Source organism: Chromobacterium rhizoryzae, assembly GCF_020544465.1.
In the GTDB taxonomy this organism is placed as follows: Bacteria; Pseudomonadota; Gammaproteobacteria; order Burkholderiales; family Chromobacteriaceae; genus Chromobacterium.
Map to the genome: position 1 here is coordinate 3,910,799 of NZ_CP066126.1, position 21,634 is coordinate 3,932,432.

Below are 21,634 nucleotides of genomic sequence, written 5' to 3' on the forward strand. Positions count from 1 at the left end.
CCTGCGCGGCCTGCGAGCAAAAAGGTAACAGGGTTGCGGGCGGAAAGCCCCTTTTTTTGCAATAGCGACAATGCCTCGGTATAATGCCGCTTTGCCGCAAAGGAAACGCCAAGATGCGTATCATCGAGAAAGCCTATACTTTCGACGACGTTCTCCTCGTCCCGGCCCATTCTGAAGTTCTGCCGCGCGACGTAGTTCTCTCCACCAAGCTTACCCGCAACATCACCCTGAACCTGCCCCTGGTGTCCGCCGCCATGGACACGGTGACCGAAGCCCGTCTCGCCATCGCCATGGCTCAAGAAGGCGGCATCGGCATCGTGCACAAAAACATGGACCCCGCGAAACAGGCCAGCGAAGTGTCCAAGGTGAAACGCCATGAAAGCGGCGTGGTCAAGGATCCCATCACCATCGCCCCGGACATGCTGGTGCGCGATCTGGTGCTGCTGACCCGCCATCACAAGATTTCCGGTCTGCCGGTGATCGAAGACGGCAAAGTGGTCGGCATCGTCACCAACCGCGACCTGCGCTTCGAGACCCGTCTGGACCAGAGCGTCGGCTCCATCATGACCCCGCGCGAGCGCCTGATCACCGTCAAGGAAGGCGCCAGCATCGACGAAGCCCGCGAGCTGATGCACACCCACCGCCTGGAGCGCGTGCTGGTGATCAACGACGCCTGGGAGTTGAAGGGTCTGATCACCGTCAAAGACATCATCAAGACCAGCGAACACCCCAACGCCAATAAGGACAACCAGGGCCGTCTGCGCGTAGGCGCCGCGGTCGGCACCGGCGGCGACACCGAAGAGCGCGTGATCGCGCTGGTGAAGGCCGGCGTGGACGTGATCGTGGTCGACACCGCCCACGGCCACAGCCAGGGCGTGATCGAGCGCGTGCGCTGGGTCAAGAAGAATTTCCCGGAAGTGGACGTGATCGGCGGCAACATCGCCACCGCCGCCGCCGCGATGGCGCTGGTTGACGCCGGCGCCGACGGCGTCAAGGTCGGCATCGGCCCCGGCTCCATCTGCACCACCCGCATCGTAGCCGGCGTGGGCGTGCCGCAGCTGACCGCCATCCACAATGTGTCCGAAGCGCTGAAGGGCACCGGCGTGCCGATGATCGCCGACGGCGGCATCCGTTTCTCCGGCGACATTTCCAAGGCGCTGGCCGCCGGCGGCAATTGCGTGATGCTGGGCGGCATGTTCGCCGGCACCGAGGAAGCCCCGGGCGAAGTCGAGCTGTTCCAGGGCCGTTCCTACAAGTCCTACCGCGGCATGGGCAGCTTGGGCGCGATGAGCCAGGGCTCGTCCGACCGCTACTTCCAGGACAACGAAGGCAATGTGGAAAAACTGGTGCCGGAAGGCATCGAAGGCCGCGTGCCGTACAAGGGTTCCATCGGCCAGGTGATCCACCAGTTGGTGGGCGGCCTACGTTCTTCGATGGGCTACCTCGGTTGCGCCACCATCGCCGACATGCACGCCAAAGCGGAGTTCGTGGAAATCACTTCCGCCGGCATCCAGGAATCCCACGTCCACGACGTGCAGATCACCAAGGAAGCGCCGAACTACCACGTATCCCGTTAAGACCCGACGTCGTCAGGCATCCTTTACGGCAAAACCCGCGCCAAACGGCGCGGGTTTTTTCATGGCTGAACCACCAGCGCGGTCAGGCCAGCGACAACATCAGCCGAGTGCGCAAGGCGGTGGGCGGATTGTCGTAAGGCGAATTCAAATACTCCTCCACGCACGGCACCTCGCCGAGCGCGCGCCCGCTGCCGGGCAGCCAGTGCCGGTACAGCCAGGACCAGGCCGTGGACAGCTCCGCGTACGGTCCCAGATGCGTCACGCAAGCGTACTCTCCTGCGGGAATCTCCCCCCATTCAAACCCATCCGGCAGCGTCCGGTCCTGCCAGGAGTCCGGCACCGTCACGCAGGCGATGGAGCGCAGCTTGGCCTCCTCCGTCTGTTCCGTATCATCCAGATACATCCCGAATGTGCGGCCTGGCGCGTCGCCGGCCGCGCAAGCCGGGCTGATGGCCTGCAAAGCGCCGAAGGCCTGGCCGATCTCCATATAACTGCCGATATGGCGGCGCATCAGCACCCTCAGCCCCTTATCCTGCTTGAGCAATGTCACTTCATGCATAACGGTCTCCCAGTCTTGCCTAGAAATGAACGCTCTGCGCTGGCGATAGCGGCCCGGACTCTCGCCGTAAGCCCTGGCGAAGGCCCGGACGAAGGCCGCGGTGCCGCCGTAGCCGGCGCGCGTCGCCACCCTAGACAAAGGCAGCGAGCCGCCGTCCAACTGCCCGGCCGCGCGATGCAGCAACAGCCGCTGCCGGGTCTCTCCCACCGTTTCGGCCATCAGGCCGCGATACACGCGGTGAAAGTGAAAGGGCGACAAGCAGGCCTCCTCCGCCAATCTTTCCAGCGGCACCGGCCCATCCAGATGGCGCCACAGATAGTCCAGCACCCGCAGCATCCGCCACAAATACGGCGAATCCGGGCCGCCGTTGCGATAGAGCGTTCTCATGAAGTGAGCTTATCCCGCATCGATTGATTCGTTTTGCTGAGTTGGCTGTTGCAGCAGCAACCATTGCATGCGCTGGCACAGCTCCACCACGTAGTCCCACACCACGCGGTAGCGCAGCGTGCGGCGGATGTCGCTGCGGCCGCTGATCCAGTAAGAGCGGATGATGCGCAGTTCCGGCAACAACTGGCGCAGCCGCGCGTCGTCGTAGGTCAGATAATACGGCAATACCGCGATGCCGCCGTCGGCCAGCGCCGCCTGCTGCTGGCCCACCACGCTGGTGCAGCGCAGAGGGATCAAGGGGTTGCGGCACAGGCCGCGATGGAACATCAGTTCGCGCGAGAACAGCAGATCGTCGACATAGCCGACGATGGGATGCCCGGCCAGGTCCTCGCGCTCGCGGATGGGCGCATGCGCGTCCAGATAGGCCGGCGTCGCGTACAGGCCCAGGCAGTAATCGGTCAGCTTGCGCGTCACCACCATATTGGCCTGCGGCCGCTCCAGCGCGATGGCGATGTCCACCTCGCGGTTGGTGATGCTGACAAAGCGCGGCACCGACACCAGATCGATCTCCAGCGCCGGGTAACGCTCCGTCAGCCGCGGCAGGTGCCGCGCCAGAAACAGCGAGCCCAAGCCCTCCGGCGCGCCCAGCCGCACCAGGCCGGCCACCTCCACATGGCCCACCCGCGCCTCGTCCTGCATCCGCGACGCGGTGTTTTCCAATTGCTCGGCCAGGGGCAGCAACTGCCGGCCGGCCGCGGTCAGTTGATAACCGTCCGGCTGCTGCACGAACAGCGGCTGGCCCAGCTGCCGCTCCAACTGTTCGATATGCCGGGCCACCGTCGCATGCGTGGTGCGCAGCTGCCGGGCCGCCGCCAGCAGCTTGCCGCTGCGCTGCAAGGCCAGAAAATAACGGATGTCGTTCCAGTCGAACATCAAGCCCTCCCCGTGTTTATGGTGCGCTTGCACACAAATATGACAGGCTTCAATTGCGCGGCTGTTAGAAAACTAACAGCTGTTGTTCCACTCTGGCTATTCCCAGGCCGGCCCGGCTTGATCTTATATGGTGGCGATACAGACGTCATAGGAAAGCGCGGCATGCAGGCATTGGCGGACACATTCGACTACATCATCGTCGGCGCGGGCAGCGCCGGCTGCCTGCTGGCCAACCGCCTGTCGGCCAATCCGCGACACCGCGTGCTGTTGCTGGAAGCCGGCGGCGAGGACAACTATCCGTGGATACACATCCCGGTCGGCTATCTCTACTGCATCGGCAATCCGCGCACCGACTGGTGCCTGCGCACCGCGCCCGAGGCCGGCCTGGGCGGACGCAGCCTCAACTACCCGCGCGGCAAGGTGTTGGGCGGCTGCTCCTCGATCAACGGCATGATCTATATGCGCGGCCAGGCCGCGGACTACGACGGCTGGGCGGCCCAGGGCTGCCCCGGCTGGAGCTGGGACGAGGTGCTGCCGGACTTTCTGCGCATGGAAGACCACTTCGACAGCGCCCGCGCCCAGCACGGCCACGGCGGCGAATGGCGGGTGGAACGGCAGCGGCTGTCCTGGGCGATCCTGGACGCCTTCCGCGACGCCGCGGAGCAGAGCGGCATCGCCCCGGTGGACGATTTCAACGGCGGCGACAACGCCGGCTGCGGCTATTTCGAAGTCAACCAACGCGGCGGACTGCGCTGGAACACCGCCAAGGCTTTTTTACGCCCGGTGCGCCAGCGCCCCAACCTCACCGTGCTGACCCATGCCGAGGCGGAAACCCTGCTGCTGGAGGACGGCCGCGCCGCCGGTATTGCATTCCTGCAACAGCGGCAACGCTGGCAGGCGCGCTGCCGCGGCGAAATCATCCTGGCCGCCGGCGCCGTCGGCTCCCCGCTTTTGTTGCAGCGCAGCGGCATCGGTCCCGCCGCGCTGCTGCAAGAGCACGGCGTCGCCGTGCGTCACGCGCTGGCAGGGGTCGGCGCCAATCTGCAAGATCATCTGCAACTGCGCATGGTGTTCAAGGTCAGCGGCGCGCGCACGCTGAACCAGCTGGCCAATAGCTGGAGCGGCAAGCTGGCCATGGGCTGGGAATACCTGTGGCGGCGCAGCGGCCCGCTGGCGATGGCGCCCAGCCAGCTAGGCGCGTTTGCCGCATCCGGGCCGGAACAGACGCGCGCCAATCTGGAATACCATGTGCAGCCGCTGTCGCTGGAACGCTTCGGCGAGCCGCTGCACCCCTTCCCCGCCTTCACCGCCTCGGTGTGCGACCTGCGTCCGCTCAGCCGCGGCCGGGTCGCCATCGGCGGCGCCGGCCTGGACGCCGCGCCGCTGATCCAGCCCAACTACCTCAGCCATCCGCAGGACCGCGCCGTCGCGGTGGCCGCGCTGCGGCTGACCCGGCGCATCGTCGCCGCGCCGGCGCTGGCGCGCTACCGGCCGGAAGAATACCTGCCCGGCCTCGCCGCCCAGAGCGATGCGGAGCTGGCCGCCGCCGCCGGCCGCATCGGCACCACCATCTTTCATCCGGTCGGCACCTGCAAAATGGGACAGGATACCGAGGCGGTGGTCGATGCCAGACTGCGCGTTCACGGACTATCCGGATTGAGAGTGGCGGACGCTTCCATCATGCCCGCCATCACCTCGGGCAACACCAACTCGCCCACGCTGATGATCGCGGAAAAAGCCGCCCGCATGATTTTGCAAGACCGCGCCGCGCAGGACTGAGCGCCGCGCGACATCGGAATCCATCCAAACAGAGGAAGCCCACTTCCCGCCCCACAACTTGTCGCAAAGCCACACCAAGAGGAGACAGCACCATGAGCAGCACCCTGACGCCCGCCGCCACGGCGGGACACACGATCAGCGGCTCCGAGCGCAAAGTGATCTTCGCCTCGTCGCTGGGCACCGTTTTCGAGTGGTACGATTTTTTCCTGTACGGCGCGCTGGCGGCGGTGATCAGCAAGCAGTTCTTCGCCGGCGTCAATGAAACCACCGCCTTCATCTTCGCCTTGATGACCTTCGCCGCCGGCTTCCTGGTGCGTCCCTTCGGCGCGCTGCTGTTCGGCCGGCTGGGCGATATGATAGGCCGCAAATACACCTTCCTCGCCACCATCCTGATCATGGGCGTGTCCACCTTCCTGGTGGGCCTGCTGCCCGGCTACGCCAGCATAGGCATCGCCGCGCCCATCCTGCTGGTGGTGCTGCGCATGCTGCAGGGTCTGGCGATAGGCGGCGAATACGGCGGCGCGGCCATCTACGTGGCCGAACACGCGCCGGATCACAAACGCGGCGCCTACACCAGCTGGATCCAGGTCACCGCCACCGCCGGCCTGCTGCTGTCGCTGCTGGTGATCCTGGCCTGCCGCAAACTCACCGGCCCGGCTTTCGACGACTGGGGCTGGCGCCTGCCCTTCCTGCTGTCGCTGGCGCTGCTGGCCATCTCCACCTGGATCCGGCTGTCCATGCACGAATCGCCGGCCTTTCTGAAAATGAAGGCCGAGGGCAAGCATTCCAAAGCGCCGCTGACCGAATCCTTCACCAACTGGAAGAACCTGCGCATCGTGCTCACCGCGCTGTTCGGCATCAACGGCGGCCAGGCGGTCACCTTCTATTGCGCGCAGTTCTACTCGCTGTTCTTCCTCACCCAGATCCTCAAGGTCGATTCGCAGATCGCCACCCAGCTGCTGGTGATGTCGCTGCTGATCGCCGCGCCGCTATTCCTGTACTTCGGCTATCTGTCCGACCGCATCGGCCGCAAGCCGGTGATGCTGACCGGCCTGCTGCTGGCGGCCTTGCTGACCTTTCCCGCCTTCAAATGGCTGACCGCCTATGCCAGCCCGGACATCGCCAACGCCGCGCGCCAGGCGCCGGTGGTGGTGGTGGCGGACCCGGCCAGCTGCCGCTTCCAGTTCGATCCGGTGGGCAAGGCCAAGCTCAGCAGCAGCTGCGACCAGGCCAAGGCCCTGCTGGCCAAGAACGGCGTGCCCTATCAGCGCCAGGCGGCGCCCGCCGGCGGCGAAACCCAGATCAAGGTGGGCGAACAGACGCTGACCGGCTTCGACAAGGCCGCGTTGCTGGCCGCGCTGAAACAGGCCGGCTATCCGGACAAGGCCGACCCGGACAAGATCAACTACCCGATGGTGGTGGCGGTGCTGGTGCTGCTCAGCCTGATCGCCGCCATGGTCTACGGCCCGCTGGCCGCCACCATGGTGGAATTGTTCCCCACCCGCATCCGCTACACCTCGATGTCGCTGCCCTACCACATCGGCAACGGCTGGATAGGCGGCCTGTTCCCCACCGTGGCCTTCTCGCTGGTGGTCTACACCGGCGACATCCTCTACGGTCTGTGGTATCCGGTCATCGTCTACAGCGTCAGCTTCATCGTCTGCCTGTTGGGCTTGAAGGAGACTCATAAGGCCGACATCCATCAATAAGACTCGCTAACAAAACCCCTGATCCTGCGTTGCGCCTCCTTGTCGTACTATTTGTACTACCTGCGTCGGCGCGCCTTGGCTCAGCTACGCTGCGCGGTTTTGTTAGCGACTCTAAGCGCCCTTCCCATCCGCACGGCGAACCTCCCGGTTCGCCGTGTTTCTGGGTAGACTGGGGCTTTCGTCCCAACACCCGCGCCGCCATGCCGATTCAACGCCTCAGCCAGTCCGAAACCCTGACCCTCAACCGCCACCGCTATCATCTGCGTCGCTGGGGCCCGCGCGACGCGCCGCTCTTGGTGCTGCTGCACGGCTGGATGGACAGCTCGGCCACTTTTCAATTCCTGGTGGACGCGCTGCCGGACGGCTGGCAAGTGGCGGCGCCGGACTGGCGCGGCTTTGGCGACAGCGACTGGAACGACGGCAGCTACTACTTCCCCGACTACCTGGCCGATCTCGACGCGCTGCTGAACGCGCTGTCGCCGCAACAGCCAGTGAAGCTGCTGGGCCACAGCATGGGCGCTATGATTGCCGGCATCTACGCCGGCATCCGCCCCGAACGCATAGAAAAGCTGGTGCTGGCCGAAGGCTTCGGCCTGGCCGCCACCAAGCCGGCGGAAGCGCCGGGCCGCTATGCGCGCTGGCTGCGCGAAACCCGCGCCGCGCCGGAGTTCGGCGATTTGCAGTCGCTGGACGCCGTGGCCGCCAAACTATTGGAACGCAACCCCAGGCTGACGCCGGAACGCGCCCAATGGCTGGCGCGCGAACTGACCCGCCAGCGCGACGACGGCCTCTACTACCGCGCCGACCCGCGCCACAAAATGGTCAACCCGGTGCTGTACCGGCTGGAAGAAGCGATGGCTTGCTGGCAGCGCATCAGCGCGCCGGTGCTGTGGGCGCTGGGCGGCGACACCGACGACCACCCGCTGGCCAAGAGCGTGGCCGCCAGCATGACGCAGCGGCGCGCCTGTTTCGCCCAACTCCAGGAAACCGTGATTGCCGACGCCGGCCACATGCTGCAATGGGAACAGCCGGAAACGCTAGCGGCGGCGATCCACGCGTTTTTCAGTCAGCCCCAATAAGAGCCGCTAAGAAAACCTCGCAGAGAACCTGAGCCAAGGCGCGCCGACGCAGGCAGTACAAGTGGTACGACCAGGAGGCGCAACGCAGGATCAGGGGTTTGATTAGCGGATCAAAAAAAAGCGCGGCCAAGCCGCGCTTTTCATCTGCCTTCCACAAACTCAAACGCCTAGATAACGCCGCTCCAGGTGCGCCTTGAAATGCGCCGGGTTCAGCGTTTCGCCGGTGGCGCGCCGCACCAGTTCGTCCGTGCTCCAGCGGCTGCCCTGGCTCCAGATATGGGTGTTCAGCCAATTGAAGATGGGCTCCAGATTGCCGGCCGCCACCTGCGCGTCCAGCTCCGGCTCGGCGCGGCGCAGGCTGGCGAAATACTGCGCCGCGTACATCGCGCCCAGCGTGTAGCTGGGGAAATAGCCGAAGCCGCCGTCGGTCCAGTGGATGTCCTGCATGCAGCCGTTGGTGTAATTACCGCGGGTGTCCACGCCCAGATAGGCCATCATCTTCTCGTCCCACAGCGCCGGGATGTCCTCGGCCTCGATCTCGCCGTCCATCAGCGCGCGCTCGATTTCGAAACGCAGGATCACATGCGCCGGATAGCACAACTCGTCGGCGTCCACGCGGATGTAACCCGGCTGCACCCGGCTATACAGGCCTTGCAGATTTTCCAGTGTAAACGCCGGCTGCTCGCCGAAATGGCTGCGGATCAGCGGCGCGATCAACTGCAGGAAGGCCGGGCTGCGGCCCAGCTGCATCTCGAAGGACAGACTCTGGCTCTCATGAATACCCATGGAACGCGCGCGGCCCAGCGGCTGCTCCAGCCAGTCCTTGGGCAGGTTCTGCTCGTAACGGGCGTGGCCGGTTTCGTGAACAATGCCCATCAAGCTCTGGACGAAATCATCGTCGCGGTAGCGGGTGGTGATGCGCACGTCTTCCGGCACCCCGCCGCAAAAGGGATGGCTGCTGACATCCAGCCGGCCGCCATCGAAGTCGAAGCGCAGCAGCTTCATCGCCTCCACGCCCAAGGCGCGCTGCTGCGCCACCGCGAACGGCCCCACCGGCTCGATCACCGTTTCCGACGCCTGCTTGGCGCGCGCGCGTTCGATCAGGCCCGGCAGCCAGGACTTCACCTCGGTGAAAATGCGCTCGATCTCCGCGCTCTTCATCCCCGGCTCGTACTTGTCCATCAGCGCGTCGTAACGGCTGCCGCCATTGGCCTCGGCCAGTAAGCGGCCCTCCTCGCGCGACAGTTTGACCACCTCGCGCAGGTTTTCCAGAAAGCCCTTCCAGTCATTAGCCGGGCGCTGGCTGCGCCAGGCGTGCTCGCAGCGCGCGCCGGCCAGGGTTTTGGCCTCCACCAACTCCGCCGGCAGCAGATTGGCCTGCGCCCATTCGCGGCGCATCTCGCGCAGATTGGCGCGTTGCAGCTCGTCCAGGTTTTCCTGTTCCGCCGCGTCCAGCTGCTCCTTCAGCTGCGGCGCGGTGATGATGCCGTGAGTCAGCACCCCCAGCTCCGCCAGCGCGGCGGCGCGGGCGTCGTTGCCCTTGCTCGGCATCATCGCCGCCTGGTCCCAGCCGGCGATGGCGCCGAGGTGGTTAAAGCGGTGCAGGCGGGCGAAAGTGTGGGTTAAAGCCTGGTAGGCGGATGTGTGCGTCATCTTGTCTCCTCTCTATAAAGAACCGATTTACGATCTGCCGCGCGTCGGCGATACGGTGTTGAGAACCGCTGTAGAATGCTCATGTAGCGCTACTCCTTCCGCTTTCTCAGCCGCAACGCCTGGTCTCGCCCCAGCTCGCGAGATCGTAAACACGCTCCACTTGTCAAAGCATGATGCCATCAGACTATTTGATCTGACAACTTCCGCCCCAAAATCCGCCAAAGCCGCGTATTGACAAGGATTTTGATTTTGTACATTATCAATATTCTATGACTCGCATGAGGTAAAATCATGCCATCCATCGCCGCCCAACTCTTTCTCGCCTACCAGGACCGCGACTGGGAGCGCGCGCGCCGCCTGCTGCGCGACGACGCCGTGATGCTGTGGCACTGCAGCGGCGAGTGCTTCCGCGGCGCGGACGCTATCGTCCACGTCAACCGCGTTTATCCGGAGGGCTGGAGCATACGCCTGCTGCAGGACAATCTGCTGGCCGACGGCCGCTGGCACGTGGTGGCGCAGGTAGACCACGGCGAGGCGCGCTTCTTCGCCAATTCCCTGTTCACGCTGGAACACGGGCTGATCAGCCAGATCGAGGAATACTGGGCCAGCGCCGAAGCGCCGCCGGCCTGGCGCGCGGGCTTGCCGGGCCGGGCCAGGCTGGAAGCCGCGCAGCCGGCTTGAGGCCGCGGGAACGGAAGCGTCGGGGGATGAAATAGCGGGCCCGTCGGTCCGCCTCAAGCCGCCGGCTGGCCGGCGTTGCGCGCCTGGGCTTGCGGGAATTGGTGCCAGTAATAGAAGTACTCGCGCACCAGCAGCAAGAAGGTGTTTTTCAGCTCCGCCTCGCGCAGATGCAATAACACCGCGTCCACCATCATGCGGAAGCTGTCGCCCTGGATGGGCTGGCCGTCCAATAGATAGAGCAGGGATTTGAGCAGGCGCTCGCGCAGATGGATGTCCGGCTCGGACATGCCGTCCTCGAACAGCTTGCCCAGGTAGAGGCCCAGCGACGGCGGGAAGCGGGAGAAGCCGTCGCGCTCCATCCGCGTCAGCAGCCCTTCCCAATCCGTCTCCAGCCACACCCGCACATTGCGCACCGAAAAACCGCTGCGCGCGGTGATCTCCACCACTTTCTTGGTATCGCCCAGCCAGAAGTAATAGAACTCACGGGTACAGGTCAGCGCCAGCACCTGCTCGTCCGGCGAGCAGGCCTGCAGCAGGCGTTCACAAGGACCGCGGAAGCCTTCCGCGTTGCGCTCGACGCCGTCCAGCCAGGGCAACAGCAGTTCCAGAATGCGACGCCTTTCGTCGATCACCTGAGCCGGCGCACCCTGACGCGCCAACAATCGCATATAAGCTTCCAGCGCCGCCTTCAAATCGCTCATGCCCTTTCCCCAGCCCTCCCGGATGCCGCGACTGCCCCGAATGCGAAAGCGAGCCGTTCTTGGCGGCCCGTCCTGAGCGTGCGTTCGCGCCCGCCGTCACGCGTCATGCGCACAGCGGGCGAACTGCTCTTATTTTCGGACAGAAATGTTGCAGACTCCAGACGGGATTCGCGGCGACGCGGTCATTTTCCCAAGCGCGGAGGCCATCCTCGCCTTGTCTCGCCCTAGTTCGCGGGACCTTGAGCAGCCGCCAAGACCGGCGTCAGGCTCAGGCGCAAATCCGCGCCCACCATGCGCGCGTCGCGTATGCTCAGCCGCTGCTTGTCGGCCAGGTCTTCCAGCGGCGGCCAGGCGAACAGGCCGCGCGCGGCATCGCCGGCCAGCGACGGCGCCAGGTAGAGGACGATCTCGTCCACCAGCCCGGCGCGCAACAGCGCGCCGTTGAGGCCGGCGCCGGCTTCCACCATCAGCATATTGACGCCGCGTTGCGCCAAGGCCGCCAGCAAAGCCGGCAGATCGGCATGGCCGTCGGGCAGCCGCGGCAAGCTCAGAAGCTCCGCGCCGGCGCGGTAGGGCTCCAAGCGCGCAGCCTCGTGATCGCAAGTGGCCAGCAAGGTGGCGCCGTCCTGATAGATGCGCTGTTCCGGCCGCGTGCGCAGATCGCTGTCCAGCACCACCCGCAGCGGCTGGCGCTCGCAGGGGACTTCCCGCACCGTCAGTTGCGGATCGTCGGCCAGCACGGTGCCGCTGCCGGTGAGCACCGCGCAGTGTTCCGCGCGCAGACGATGCACGTCGCGCCGCGCCTCCGGGCCGGTGATCCATTGGCTGCGGCCGTTGAGCAAGGCGGTCTTGCCGTCCAGTGTGGCGGCGGCCTTGAGCGTGACCCAGGGACGGCCGCGCTCCACGCGCGACAGAAAACCGCGATGCACTTGCCGCGCCTCGGCCTCCATCAGCCCGGCGTCGGCGGCGATGCCGGCGGCGCGCAGCATGGCCAGACCGCGGCCGGCCACTTCATGGTAGGGGTCCACCATCGCCGCGGCCACCCGGGCCACGCCCTCGTCGATCAGACGCCGCGCGCACGGCGGGGTGCGACCGTGGTGGCTGCACGGCTCCAGCGTCACGTAGGCGGTGGCGCCGCGCGGGGACAGGCCGCGCGCCAGACAGTCCTTGATCGCCTGGATTTCCGCGTGATCGCCGCCCACTTCCAGGGTGGCGCCCTCGCCGATCACCGCGCCGTCGCGCACCAGCACGCAACCCACGCCCGGATTGGGCGCGGCGCGGCGGGTGGCCTCGGCGGCCAGCCGCAACGCGCGCTGCATGTGACGATGGTCATCGGCGGAATAATTCATGATTCATTGCTTCCATTCTTGAGCCAGCAGGCTGTACTGCCTGGCGTCGCAATAGCGGCCCTGCAACAACAAGTACTCGCGCAGCACGCCTTCATAGCGGAAGCCCAGCCGCTCCGCCACCGCGCAGCTGCGATGATTGTCCGCCGCCGCGTCTATCGCCACCCGGTGCAGACCCAAGGGGCCGAAGGCTTCGGCCAGCAACAGGCGCAGCGCCGCCTGCATCACGCCCTGCCCCACCTGACGGCGGTCCAGCCAATAGCCGACGAAGGCGTGGCGGTTCAAATCGTCGATGGCGTGCAGATCGCAAACGCCGGCCAGCGCGCCGTCGCGCAATACCAGCCAAGTATAGGCCTTGCCGATCTGGCGGCCGACGGCGGCGGATTCCAGAAAAGCGCGGGAGTCCGCCTCGGAGCGGGTCAGGGGCTCCCACGGCATCCACGGCCGCAGCGCGTCGCGGTTGGCGTTGATCAGCGCGAACAGCGCCGGCGCGTCGGACAACTCCGGCGCGCGCAGCGAAACATTGGAAGGCAGGGGTTCTACCATGGAGGGCACCCGCGATGACGGAAGAATAGAGCAGTCTACTCCAGCCGCCCGCCGGTCGGTCAATGCGAAGACTTCTGGATTTCCTTGATGGCGTCGGAAAACTCGGACACATCCTGAAAGCTGCGGTACACCGAGGCGAAACGCACATAAGCCACTTTGTCCAGGCGCGCCAGTTCGTTCATCACCATTTCGCCGATCTCGCGGCTGGAGACTTCGCGCTCGCCCAATTGCAGCAGCTTGTGACAGATGCGGTCTATCGCTTCGTCCACCAAGGCGGTGGGTACCGGGCGCTTGTGCAGCGCGCGCAGGAAGCTGGTTCGCACTTTCTCGATGTCGAATTCCGAACGGTGGCCGGCGGTTTTCACCACCTGCGGCATGCGCACGTCGGCGGTTTCAAAGGTCGTGAAACGCTTCTCGCACACCGGGCAGCGCCGCCGCCGCCGGATGCTGCTGCCGTCCTCACTGACGCGGGAGTCGATTACCTGAGTATCGGCATTGCCGCAGAACGCGCATTTCATGACTTAATCCTAAGGGTTCCAATGTAGGGATGTTATCAGCAATGCGCAGTCAAGTTAATGCCGCTATCGCCCGCCCATGAAAAAGACGCCCCTGGGGGCGTCTTTCAGCGGCCGAGACCAGCTTGGCTTATTTGGAGTACACCGGGAAACGATGGCACAGCGCGGTGGCTTGCTCGGCCACGCGGGCGATCAGCGCGTCGTCGTTCGGGTTGTCCAGCACGTCCGCCACCAGATTGGCCACCTGGATGGCTTCGGCTTCCTTGAAGCCGCGGGTGGTGATGGCCGGGGAGCCGATGCGGATGCCGGAGGTCACGAACGGGGTTTCCGGGTCATTCGGAATCGCGTTCTTGTTCACGGTGATGTGGGCGCGGCCCAGCAGCGCGTCGGCCGCCTTGCCGGTCAGGCCCTTGGCTCGCAGGTCCACCAGGAACACATGGCTCTCGGTGCGGCCGGATACGATGCGCACGCCGCGCTCGCCCAGGGTCTTGGCCATGATGGAGGCATTCTTCAGCACTTGTTCCTGATACACCTTGAACTCGGGCAGCAGCGCTTCCTTGAAGGCCACGGCCTTGGCGGCGATCACGTGCTCCAGCGGGCCGCCTTGCAGGGTCGGGAACACATTGCTGTTGATGCTCTTCTCGAACTCGGCCTTGGCCAGGATGATGCCGCCGCGCGGACCGCGCAGGGTCTTGTGGGTGGTCGAGGTCACGAAGTCGGCGAACGGCACCGGGTTCGGGTAAACGCCGGCGGCGATCAGACCGGCGTAATGCGCCATGTCCACCATGAAGTAAGCGCCGCATTTCTTGGCGATCTGACCCATGCGCTCGAAGTCGAAACGCAGCGCGTAAGCGGAAGCGCCGCCGATGATCAGCTTGGGCTTGGTTTCCATCGCTACGCGCTCCATGTCGTCGTAGTCGATTTCTTCCTTGTCGTTCAGACCGTAGGCGACGATGTTGAACATCTTGCCGGACAGGTTGGCCGGGGAGCCGTGGGTCAGGTGGCCGCCGTGGCCCAGGTTCATGCCCATCACGGTGTCGCCCGGCTTCAGGATGGAGAAGTACACCGCCTGGTTGGCCTGGCTGCCGGAGTGCGGCTGCACGTTGGCGTATTCCGCGCCGAACAGCTGCTTGACGCGGTCGATGGCGAGCTGTTCCACCACGTCCACGTGTTCGCAACCGCCGTAGAAGCGCTTGCCCGGGTAGCCTTCGGCGTACTTATTGGTCAGTTGGGAGCCCTGGGCTTCCATCACCGCGGGGCTGGTGTAGTTTTCCGAGGCGATCAACTCGATGTGATCTTCCTGGCGTTGACACTCGGCCGCAATGGCGGCGGCGAGTTCGGGGTCGAATTTGGCAATCGTCTGGTCAGCAGCGAACATCTTTGACTCATCCATCAAAGGGTTAACGATGCGGGCATTCTACACGAAATGCCGGAGCGAAATCCTTAACGTGAAGCAATTGCGAGAGGCAACGACAAGCCCCTGCGCGCCACTTCCATCGCCCCCACACCCCACCGATAAAGGGACAAAGCCACAGCGATTTGCAGCCCAGCATTGGATAAAGCAACAATGCCAAGCGCCCATGGATCGCTTTGCAAGGGCTACGACCTTGCTTGCATCTCACTCTTGTGGCAAGCGCCCTCTTCCAATGGTTCGTCTCAGTGGAGAAAGATGAATGTTTTGGCTGGAGCAAAACCAAGCCATGCCCACGGAGTGGTTCGCAGGTGCGCCCACGCCGGATCAGCGCTCCGCGTGGGTGGGGAATATCTACCGTGTCCCCTTAGCCCATCATGCCGATGGCTTCTTCGAAGTCGTGCCATTTGTTTTTAGCGCCTACCGCTACCTAATGTATTTTGCCAGCCTAGCGGGAGAAGTGCCTGGAGACGATGAGCAGGAGGTACGTGACTTTATCCGGACTTGGGCGCATGACTTTGAACCCGATATGCGCACAAGCCGGTTGGTAAAGTTCATGCGAGCCGACGCTATCAGCCGCGACCATATCTACGAGCCGGCCTCATGGCGCCTGGACAACCCCCGCCAAATTTTCAGTTTTGGGCAACATTTACTTGAAATTGTTGTCTACCATAGTCGGCTTGTAGCTGAAACAAGGCAGTACTTTTACAAGCCGGCTCCGGGGCTTGGCAGGTTCTATGATAGAGTTTGTCACTGTAATCACCTGCTCATACAAGAACTGGGTTTTAGCGCCATCCACAACGCGGGGCTTGAGGATACGGGGTATATCGGCTATGAAAAACAGCGTTAAATCACCCAATGCCAAGAAGCGGGTCTATGTGTCCCAGAGCACCGCCCACAGCTTGGCTAAGCTAAGCCATGATCTCGGTGAGGCTTGTTCCAAAGGAACTGTAGTCAAGGTGGAATCCAACCCACCATCATCGAAGAAACCGCCAACGCGCAAACTGCGCGTGGTTTGAAAAAAGCGCCGGACACCCGGCGCTTTGTCTTTCATTCCCTCACTCTCGGCTATCCACCAGAATCAGCTCGGCGTCTTCGCTGGCGACGATGCGCAACAGCGCTTCATCCTTAATCGCCGCGCCGTCGCGGGCTTGCAGCGCCACGCCGTTGACTTCCGCCCGGCCGCGGGCCAGCACCAGATAGCCGCGGCGCTCCGCGCCCAGCGGATAGTCCGCGCTTTCGCCGGCTTTGAGGGTGGCGCCCAGCACGCGGGCGTCGGCGCGGATGGGCAAGGCCTGATCGTCGCCGTCCATGCCGCTGGCCAGCGCGACGAAGGCGCCGGAGCGGTCCGCCTTGGGAAAGGGCTTGCTGCCCCAGGACGGGTCCCCGCCGCGCCGCTCCGGCATGATCCAGATCTGGAAGATGCGGGTGTCGACGGCTTCCAGATTGTATTCGGAATGCACGATGCCGCGGCCGGCGCTCATCACTTGCACGTCGCCGGCCTCGGTGCGGCCCTGGTTGCCCAGATTGTCGCGGTGGCTGATCGCGCCTTCGCGGACATAGGTGACGATTTCCATGTCCGCGTGCGGATGCGGAGGGAAGCCGGTGCCCGGCGCGATGACGTCGTCGTTCCACACCCGCAGCGCGCCCCAGTGCATGCGCGCCGGGTCGTGGTATTCGGCAAAGGAGAAATGGTGCTTGGCGTCCAGCCAGCCATGATGGGCGCCGCCCAAGGCGGCGAAGGGACGATGCTCGATCATATGGTCCTCCGATATTGTGGCGAGGCGCCGCCTGCGCGGCGACGCGTCCGATGCAGCCACTATACGCAGCGGGCCAGGGGCTGATAAGCCGAGGGATCGAATAGCATTCTTTCCATTTTTGATGCAATCAATGCGCCATACTGATTTTTGAACGCTAAAATTGGAATCAATCTATCCAACTCCTGCCTATTTATGAAACGACTGCCCGATCTGGAAGCCTGGGCGATTTTCGCCAAGGTGGCGGAATGCGGCTCCTTCGCGCGCGCCGCCGCGGAGCTGACGCTGTCCCAGGCCACGGTGTCCAAGGCGATTTCCCGCCTGGAAGCCCGGATGAAAACCATGCTGTTGCACCGCAGCTCGCGGCGGCTGTCCTTGACCGAGGCCGGCCACGCCGCGCTGGAGCGGGCCAGCCGCATCCTGGCGGAAGGCGAGGCGGTGGAGGCCGACATCGCCGAGCAATCCTCCAGCTTGCGCGGGCCGGTGCGGGTGACCGCGCCGATGTCCTTCGGGCTGTCTCACTTGGCGCCGCTGCTGCCGGAGTTCATGGCGCGGCACCCGGAAGTGGAACTGGATTTCCATTTCAGCGACGAGCAAGTGGACCTGGTGGCCAAGCGCCTGGACCTGGCGCTGCGCATCGCCTCGCTGGCCGATTCCAGCCTGCTGGCCCGCCGCCTGTGCTCGGTGCGCATCTTGCTGGTGGGCTCGCCGGCGTATTTTGCGCGCCACGGCCGGCCCAGCCATCCCCGCGAGCTGTCCGCGCATCGCGCGCTGCTGTACAGCAACGCGCCCGGCGGCGAGTTCTGGCGCTTTCGCCACGCGGAGCAAGGCGAATTCGCGCTGGAAATGCCTACATCGCTGCGGGTCAACAACGCCGAGGCGCTGACGCCGGCGCTACGCGCCGGCCTGGGCCTGGCCTTGCAACCGGAATTCCTGGCCTGGCGGGACTTGCAGGCCGGCGAGCTGGAAACCGTGATGATGGATTGGCAGGTGGACCCGATCGCGCTCTACATCCTGACGCCGCCGGGCCGCAGCCGGCCGGCGCGGGTGCAGGCCTTGATCGACTACCTGGCGGCGCGGCTGGCCGTCGCGCCGTGGGCGGATTGCCGTTAGCGGCTAACGATAAGCGCAATGACAAAGCCCCGCTCGAGGCGGGGCGTGATCACCGGACAAGGCGGGACGAGGCTTACAAATCGTCGGCGGTGAAGAACAGCGGCACGCCGTCCTTGCTGTCCGGATGCAGCTCGGCCAGCACATGCACTTCGCGCACATGGCATTCCGCCATCAGTTCGCGGAAGCTTTCCTCGATCAGCGGCACAGTGTCCAGCGCCGCCAGCGGCCAGACGAAGGCTTCCCAGTTGCGCTCGTCGCCTTCGGCGGACAGGGTGATGTGCAGTTCGCCGTTGTCGTGGGCGGACAGGATGGCCACCGGCTCCTTGTTCAGTTCGCGCAGTCTGCGGATCTGGCTGCTGGCGAATACCTGCATCGCCACCTCGAAGCGAGCGTAGTTGCCGGCCACCATGGCCTGCATCGCCGGCATCGGCGGGCGGGCAATGGGGAAGAGCGTCACGCCGTCGGTCTTCAATTGCTCGCCCAGGAATTTCATCAGCGGCATGCCCCAAGCTCCCACCGCGCCGCCCAGGCGCAGCGGCGGCTCGGCGCCTTCCGGCTGAATCGCGACGCCCAGCAGGTAGCGCAGGAACACGCCCTCTTCCTTCACCGTGACCGGCGCCGGCTGTTGCGGCAGCAGCGCGCGCGCATGGGCCGGATCGCGGTTCAGCTTATAGAGCTGGGCGGAGTCCAGCCCCACCACGCTGTCCGGATGCAATAACGCGCCGCCCAGGGCGACGTCGGCGTCGGCGGCGAACACGCCGTGCTCGCGCAGCAATTGGTTCAGGCCGGCCACATCTGCGATCTCGCCCGGCAGCGTGGTCTGGTTCTTGCTGCCGGCCACCAGCACCAGCGGCATGGCGAAGACGATGGCGCGGCCGCCGCCGGTGTTTTCCACCGCGTCGCGCAGCGCGTCCCACACCAGTTGATAGCATTGCTGAGACGGCACCATGGCCAGCGCCACCGAGATGGACAGCAGTTCGCCGCGCGCCAGCATCTCGGCCATCGCGTCGCGCACCGCGGAGAACCACATTTCCCGATCGGACTCGGTCTTGGCGTTCAACGCCGACTGGGCGTTGTGAATCAGCATATTGGTCAGCGCCACTTGCGGGTGGTACTGGCGCGGATCGGGAAGGGTGTGGCGTACGGCGTCCATGAAGGGGAATCCTGCGGCAATCGGAAAACCGCTATTTTGGCACAGCTGCGACAGCCATGGTGCGCCGCGACAGCGGCGGCCTCGGCCGCGATGTACCAGATGCGCGACAGAAAATTATAATTTCACACATTTGCGAAAAACAACATGTTGACACTCGATACCGCAATCTGGATAATTCGTTCTCGTTGAGATGCAGCAATTGCTTCTTGATAGTTTCTCCTCTATTTCTCCTTTGTAGACTTGGCGCGGACCTAACGGTACCGCGCATTTTTTTTGCCTTTTTCCGACGACGCCCCATGCTAAGCAAACGCTAAGCTTCTGTTAAATCAATAGAATTATTAAAATCCGTGTAGCTAGGGAACTTGCCTGCCGGCGCCGATCAGCGTCTCCGTTTTCTTCTTCACCCCCATCTCGCCCCTGCCCCGACCCAGCCGAATCTTAGTCCCAAACAATGCCATTTAGATTTAAACAGACCAAGTATATGATTAATGGCATTAGAACGGATTTCGTTTGTGAAAATTTAGGAAAACAAACGGGAAGGAACTGTTGGATTCGAAAACAAATGAACAAGACTAAGACGCCGCCGAAAACCGGGAGGCTGGGGAGAGACGGGGCCGCGCCAGTGGAAAGCGGCGACGGACGAATGAGGAGCAGATGGTTGCTGCGCCCCAAAAAACAATGGGCCGCGCGGCAAAAAACCGCACGGCCCGAATCCTATCCGGAAACCGGTTAAGGAAATATGACAAATATCAACGGCGTTCGACTTGCGTCACGTCGCGCACCGCGCCGGTGTCGGCGCTGGTGGTCATCGCAGCGTAGGCGCGCAAGGCCGGGCTGACCACGCGGTCGCGGCCCAGCGGTTTCCAGGCGTCGCGGCCCTTGGCTTCCATCGCCGCGCGCCGCGCCGCCAGCGTTTCGTCGCTGATCGCCAGACGAATGGAGCGGCCGGGGATGTCGATCTCGATGCGGTCACCCTCTTCCACCAGGCCGATGGCGCCGCCCTCGGCCGCTTCCGGCGACACATGACCGATGGACAGACCGGAAGTGCCGCCGGAGAAACGGCCGTCGGTCAGCAAGGCGCACTCCTTGCCCAGGCCCTTGGATTTCAGATAGCTGGTGGGATAGAGCATTTCCTGCATGCCCGGGCCGCCCTTGGGGCCTTCATAGCGGATCACCACCACGTCGCCGGCCACGATGCGGTCGGCCAGGATGGCCTCCACCGCCGCGTCCTGGCTTTCGAAGATGCGGGCGCGGCCGTTGAATTTGAGGATGGAGTCGTCGACGCCGGCGGTTTTGACGATGCAGCCGCGCTCGGCGATATTGCCGGACAGCACAGCCAGGCCGCCGTCCTGAGAGTAAGCGTGCTCGCGGTCGCGGATGCAGCCCTCGGCGCGGTCGTCGTCCACCGTCGGGTAACGCATGGACTGCGAGAAGGCGATGGTGGTGGGCACTCCGCCCGGCGCCGCGCGGTAGAAGCGCCGCGCTTCGCTGTCTTCGCCATGGCGGCAGATGTCCCAGGCTTCCAGCGCTTCGCCCAGCGTGGCGCTGTGCACGGTGGGCACTTCGCGGCGGATCAGGCCGGCGCGGTCCAGCTCGGCCAGGATGGCCACCACGCCGCCGGCGCGGTGCACGTCTTCCATATGGTATTTCTGGGTGGCCGGCGCCACCTTGGCCAGACACGGCACCGAGCGCGAAATGCGGTCGATGTCCGCCATCTTGAAGTCCACGCCGGCTTCCTGCGCCGCCGCCAGCAGGTGCAGCACGGTGTTGGTGGAGCCGCCCATGGCCACGTCCAGGCTCATCGCGTTCTCGAACGCGGCCTTGGAGGCGATGGCGCGCGGCAGCAAGCTGGCGTCGTCCTGTTCGTAATGTCGCTTGGTGATATCCACGATCAGGCGGCCGGCGCGCAGGAACAATTCCTTGCGGTCCGCGTGCGTGGCCACCAGGCTGCCGTTGCCGGGCAGGGACAGGCCCAACGCCTCGGTCAGGCAGTTCATGGAGTTGGCGGTGAACATGCCGGAGCAGGAGCCGCAGGTGGGACAGGCGGAGCGCTCCACGCGCTCGACGTCCTCGTTGGACACCGCGCTGTTGGCGGCTTCCACCATCGCGTCCACCAGGTCCAGCTTGCGGATGTCGTTGCCCCATTGCACCTTGCCCGCTTCCATCGGGCCGCCGGAGACGAACACCACCGGGATGTTCAGACGCATCGCGGCCATCAACATGCCGGGGGTGATTTTGTCGCAGTTGGAGATGCACACCAGCGCGTCCGCGCAGTGGGCGTTGACCATGTATTCCACGCTGTCCGCGATCAGGTCCCGGCTGGGCAGGCTATAGAGCATGCCGCCGTGGCCCATGGCGATGCCGTCGTCGATGGCGATGGTGTTGAATTCCTTGGCCACGCCGCCGGCGCGTTCGATTTCCCGCGCCACCAGTTGACCCATATTGTGCAGGTGCACGTGCCCGGGCACGAACTGGGTAAAGCTGTTGGCGATGGCGATGATGGGTTTGCCGAAGTCGTCGTCCTTCATGCCGGTGGCGCGCCACAGGGCGCGGGCACCCGCCATATTGCGGCCGGCGGTGGAAGTGCGGGAGCGGTATTGGGGCATTGCTGATTCCTTAATTTCTACATGAGGGGAAAGGCGCTCCGGGCCTGGCCTGCTTTAAGGCCGGGCCGCCTGGCTCCGGGTGCCGGGGAGCTCAAGGCAAAAATGCGTCGGGCGGCGGGTGGGCCGCGC

The 21,634-nt window shown here is 64.6% G+C and carries 18 protein-coding genes; 7 read left to right on the top strand and 11 right to left on the bottom strand.

Translation table 11 applies throughout. The annotated features are described in order from the left end of the window. Positions 1 to 113: 113 nt before the first annotated feature. A complete protein-coding gene (gene guaB / locus JC616_RS17685; protein ID WP_107798476.1) occupies positions 114 to 1,577 on the top strand; it encodes an IMP dehydrogenase in 1,464 nt (487 codons plus the stop codon). Between the two features lie 82 nt (positions 1,578 to 1,659). On the opposite strand, the gene JC616_RS17690 is transcribed toward guaB, so the two are convergent. Together JC616_RS17690 and JC616_RS17695 are read right to left on the bottom strand one after the other, a co-directional pair. Continuing rightward, positions 1,660 to 2,523 (bottom strand): AraC family transcriptional regulator, encoded by an 864-nt coding sequence (locus tag JC616_RS17690; protein ID WP_227104556.1) that lies wholly within the window; start codon positions 2,521 to 2,523, stop codon positions 1,660 to 1,662. Positions 2,524 to 2,532: 9 nt separating this feature from the next. Beyond that, entirely contained in the window at positions 2,533 to 3,456 is a 924-nt protein-coding gene (locus tag JC616_RS17695; protein WP_107798474.1) for a LysR family transcriptional regulator, read from the bottom strand. A 162-nt stretch (positions 3,457 to 3,618) separates the two neighbouring features. Between JC616_RS17695 and JC616_RS17700 the strand changes: the two genes are divergently transcribed. The 3 genes from JC616_RS17700 (at position 3,619) to JC616_RS17710 (ending at position 8,023) form a co-directional block, all read left to right on the top strand. Next, the gene (locus JC616_RS17700; protein ID WP_227104558.1) at positions 3,619 to 5,235 is read left to right on the top strand and encodes a GMC family oxidoreductase; all 1,617 of its coding nucleotides are present in this window, start codon (positions 3,619 to 3,621) and stop codon (positions 5,233 to 5,235) included. Between the two features lie 92 nt (positions 5,236 to 5,327). After that, positions 5,328 to 6,944, top strand: coding sequence for an MFS transporter (locus JC616_RS17705; RefSeq protein ID WP_227104560.1), 1,617 nt, complete (start codon positions 5,328 to 5,330; stop codon positions 6,942 to 6,944). Positions 6,945 to 7,144: 200 nt separating this feature from the next. Next, on the top strand, positions 7,145 to 8,023 hold the full coding sequence (locus tag JC616_RS17710) for an alpha/beta fold hydrolase (protein WP_227104562.1): 879 nt from the start codon (positions 7,145 to 7,147) through the stop codon (positions 8,021 to 8,023). 159 nt (positions 8,024 to 8,182) lie between these two features. On the opposite strand, the gene JC616_RS17715 is transcribed toward JC616_RS17710, so the two are convergent. Then, entirely contained in the window at positions 8,183 to 9,676 is a 1,494-nt protein-coding gene (locus tag JC616_RS17715) for a carboxypeptidase M32 (RefSeq protein WP_227104564.1), read from the bottom strand. 291 nt (positions 9,677 to 9,967) lie between these two features. Here JC616_RS17715 and JC616_RS17720 point away from each other — a divergent pair, with 291 nt between their 5' ends. Beyond that, complete coding sequence (locus tag JC616_RS17720) at positions 9,968 to 10,357, top strand: nuclear transport factor 2 family protein (protein ID WP_107798469.1); 390 nt, start codon at positions 9,968 to 9,970, stop codon at positions 10,355 to 10,357. Between the two features lie 53 nt (positions 10,358 to 10,410). On the opposite strand, the gene JC616_RS17725 is transcribed toward JC616_RS17720, so the two are convergent. From JC616_RS17725 to glyA, 5 genes are all read right to left on the bottom strand, one after another. Then, complete coding sequence (locus JC616_RS17725) at positions 10,411 to 11,058, bottom strand: hypothetical protein (protein ID WP_107798468.1); 648 nt, start codon at positions 11,056 to 11,058, stop codon at positions 10,411 to 10,413. A 224-nt stretch (positions 11,059 to 11,282) separates the two neighbouring features. Further along, positions 11,283 to 12,407 carry a bifunctional diaminohydroxyphosphoribosylaminopyrimidine deaminase/5-amino-6-(5-phosphoribosylamino)uracil reductase RibD gene (gene ribD / locus JC616_RS17730; protein WP_227104566.1) on the bottom strand — a complete coding sequence of 375 codons (1,125 nt, stop codon included), beginning with the start codon at positions 12,405 to 12,407 and terminating at the stop codon, positions 11,283 to 11,285. A 3-nt stretch (positions 12,408 to 12,410) separates the two neighbouring features. Beyond that, positions 12,411 to 12,950 carry a GNAT family N-acetyltransferase gene (locus JC616_RS17735; protein WP_146176579.1) on the bottom strand — a complete coding sequence of 180 codons (540 nt, stop codon included), beginning with the start codon at positions 12,948 to 12,950 and terminating at the stop codon, positions 12,411 to 12,413. Between the two features lie 59 nt (positions 12,951 to 13,009). After that, positions 13,010 to 13,468, bottom strand: a complete 459-nt coding sequence (gene nrdR, locus JC616_RS17740; protein WP_019100637.1) for a transcriptional regulator NrdR — start codon at positions 13,466 to 13,468, stop codon at positions 13,010 to 13,012. 127 nt (positions 13,469 to 13,595) lie between these two features. After that, on the bottom strand, positions 13,596 to 14,843 hold the full coding sequence (gene glyA, locus JC616_RS17745) for a serine hydroxymethyltransferase (RefSeq protein WP_019100638.1): 1,248 nt from the start codon (positions 14,841 to 14,843) through the stop codon (positions 13,596 to 13,598). Positions 14,844 to 15,138: 295 nt separating this feature from the next. Here glyA and JC616_RS17750 point away from each other — a divergent pair, with 295 nt between their 5' ends. Next, complete coding sequence (locus JC616_RS17750; RefSeq protein ID WP_227104568.1) at positions 15,139 to 15,726, top strand: hypothetical protein; 588 nt, start codon at positions 15,139 to 15,141, stop codon at positions 15,724 to 15,726. Positions 15,727 to 15,934: 208 nt separating this feature from the next. Here JC616_RS17750 and JC616_RS17755 read toward each other — a convergent pair whose 3' ends face one another. After that, positions 15,935 to 16,636 (bottom strand): pirin family protein, encoded by a 702-nt coding sequence (locus JC616_RS17755; RefSeq protein WP_227104570.1) that lies wholly within the window; start codon positions 16,634 to 16,636, stop codon positions 15,935 to 15,937. Between the two features lie 192 nt (positions 16,637 to 16,828). Between JC616_RS17755 and JC616_RS17760 the strand changes: the two genes are divergently transcribed. Next, positions 16,829 to 17,746 (top strand): LysR family transcriptional regulator, encoded by a 918-nt coding sequence (locus tag JC616_RS17760; protein ID WP_227104572.1) that lies wholly within the window; start codon positions 16,829 to 16,831, stop codon positions 17,744 to 17,746. 73 nt (positions 17,747 to 17,819) lie between these two features. Here the strand turns inward: JC616_RS17760 and JC616_RS17765 are convergent, their stop codons facing one another. After that, on the bottom strand, positions 17,820 to 18,899 hold the full coding sequence (locus tag JC616_RS17765; protein ID WP_227104574.1) for a hypothetical protein: 1,080 nt from the start codon (positions 18,897 to 18,899) through the stop codon (positions 17,820 to 17,822). Between the two features lie 749 nt (positions 18,900 to 19,648). After that, a complete protein-coding gene (ilvD, locus tag JC616_RS17770; protein ID WP_227104576.1) occupies positions 19,649 to 21,505 on the bottom strand; it encodes a dihydroxy-acid dehydratase in 1,857 nt (618 codons plus the stop codon). Between the last annotated feature and the right edge of the window lie 129 nt (positions 21,506 to 21,634).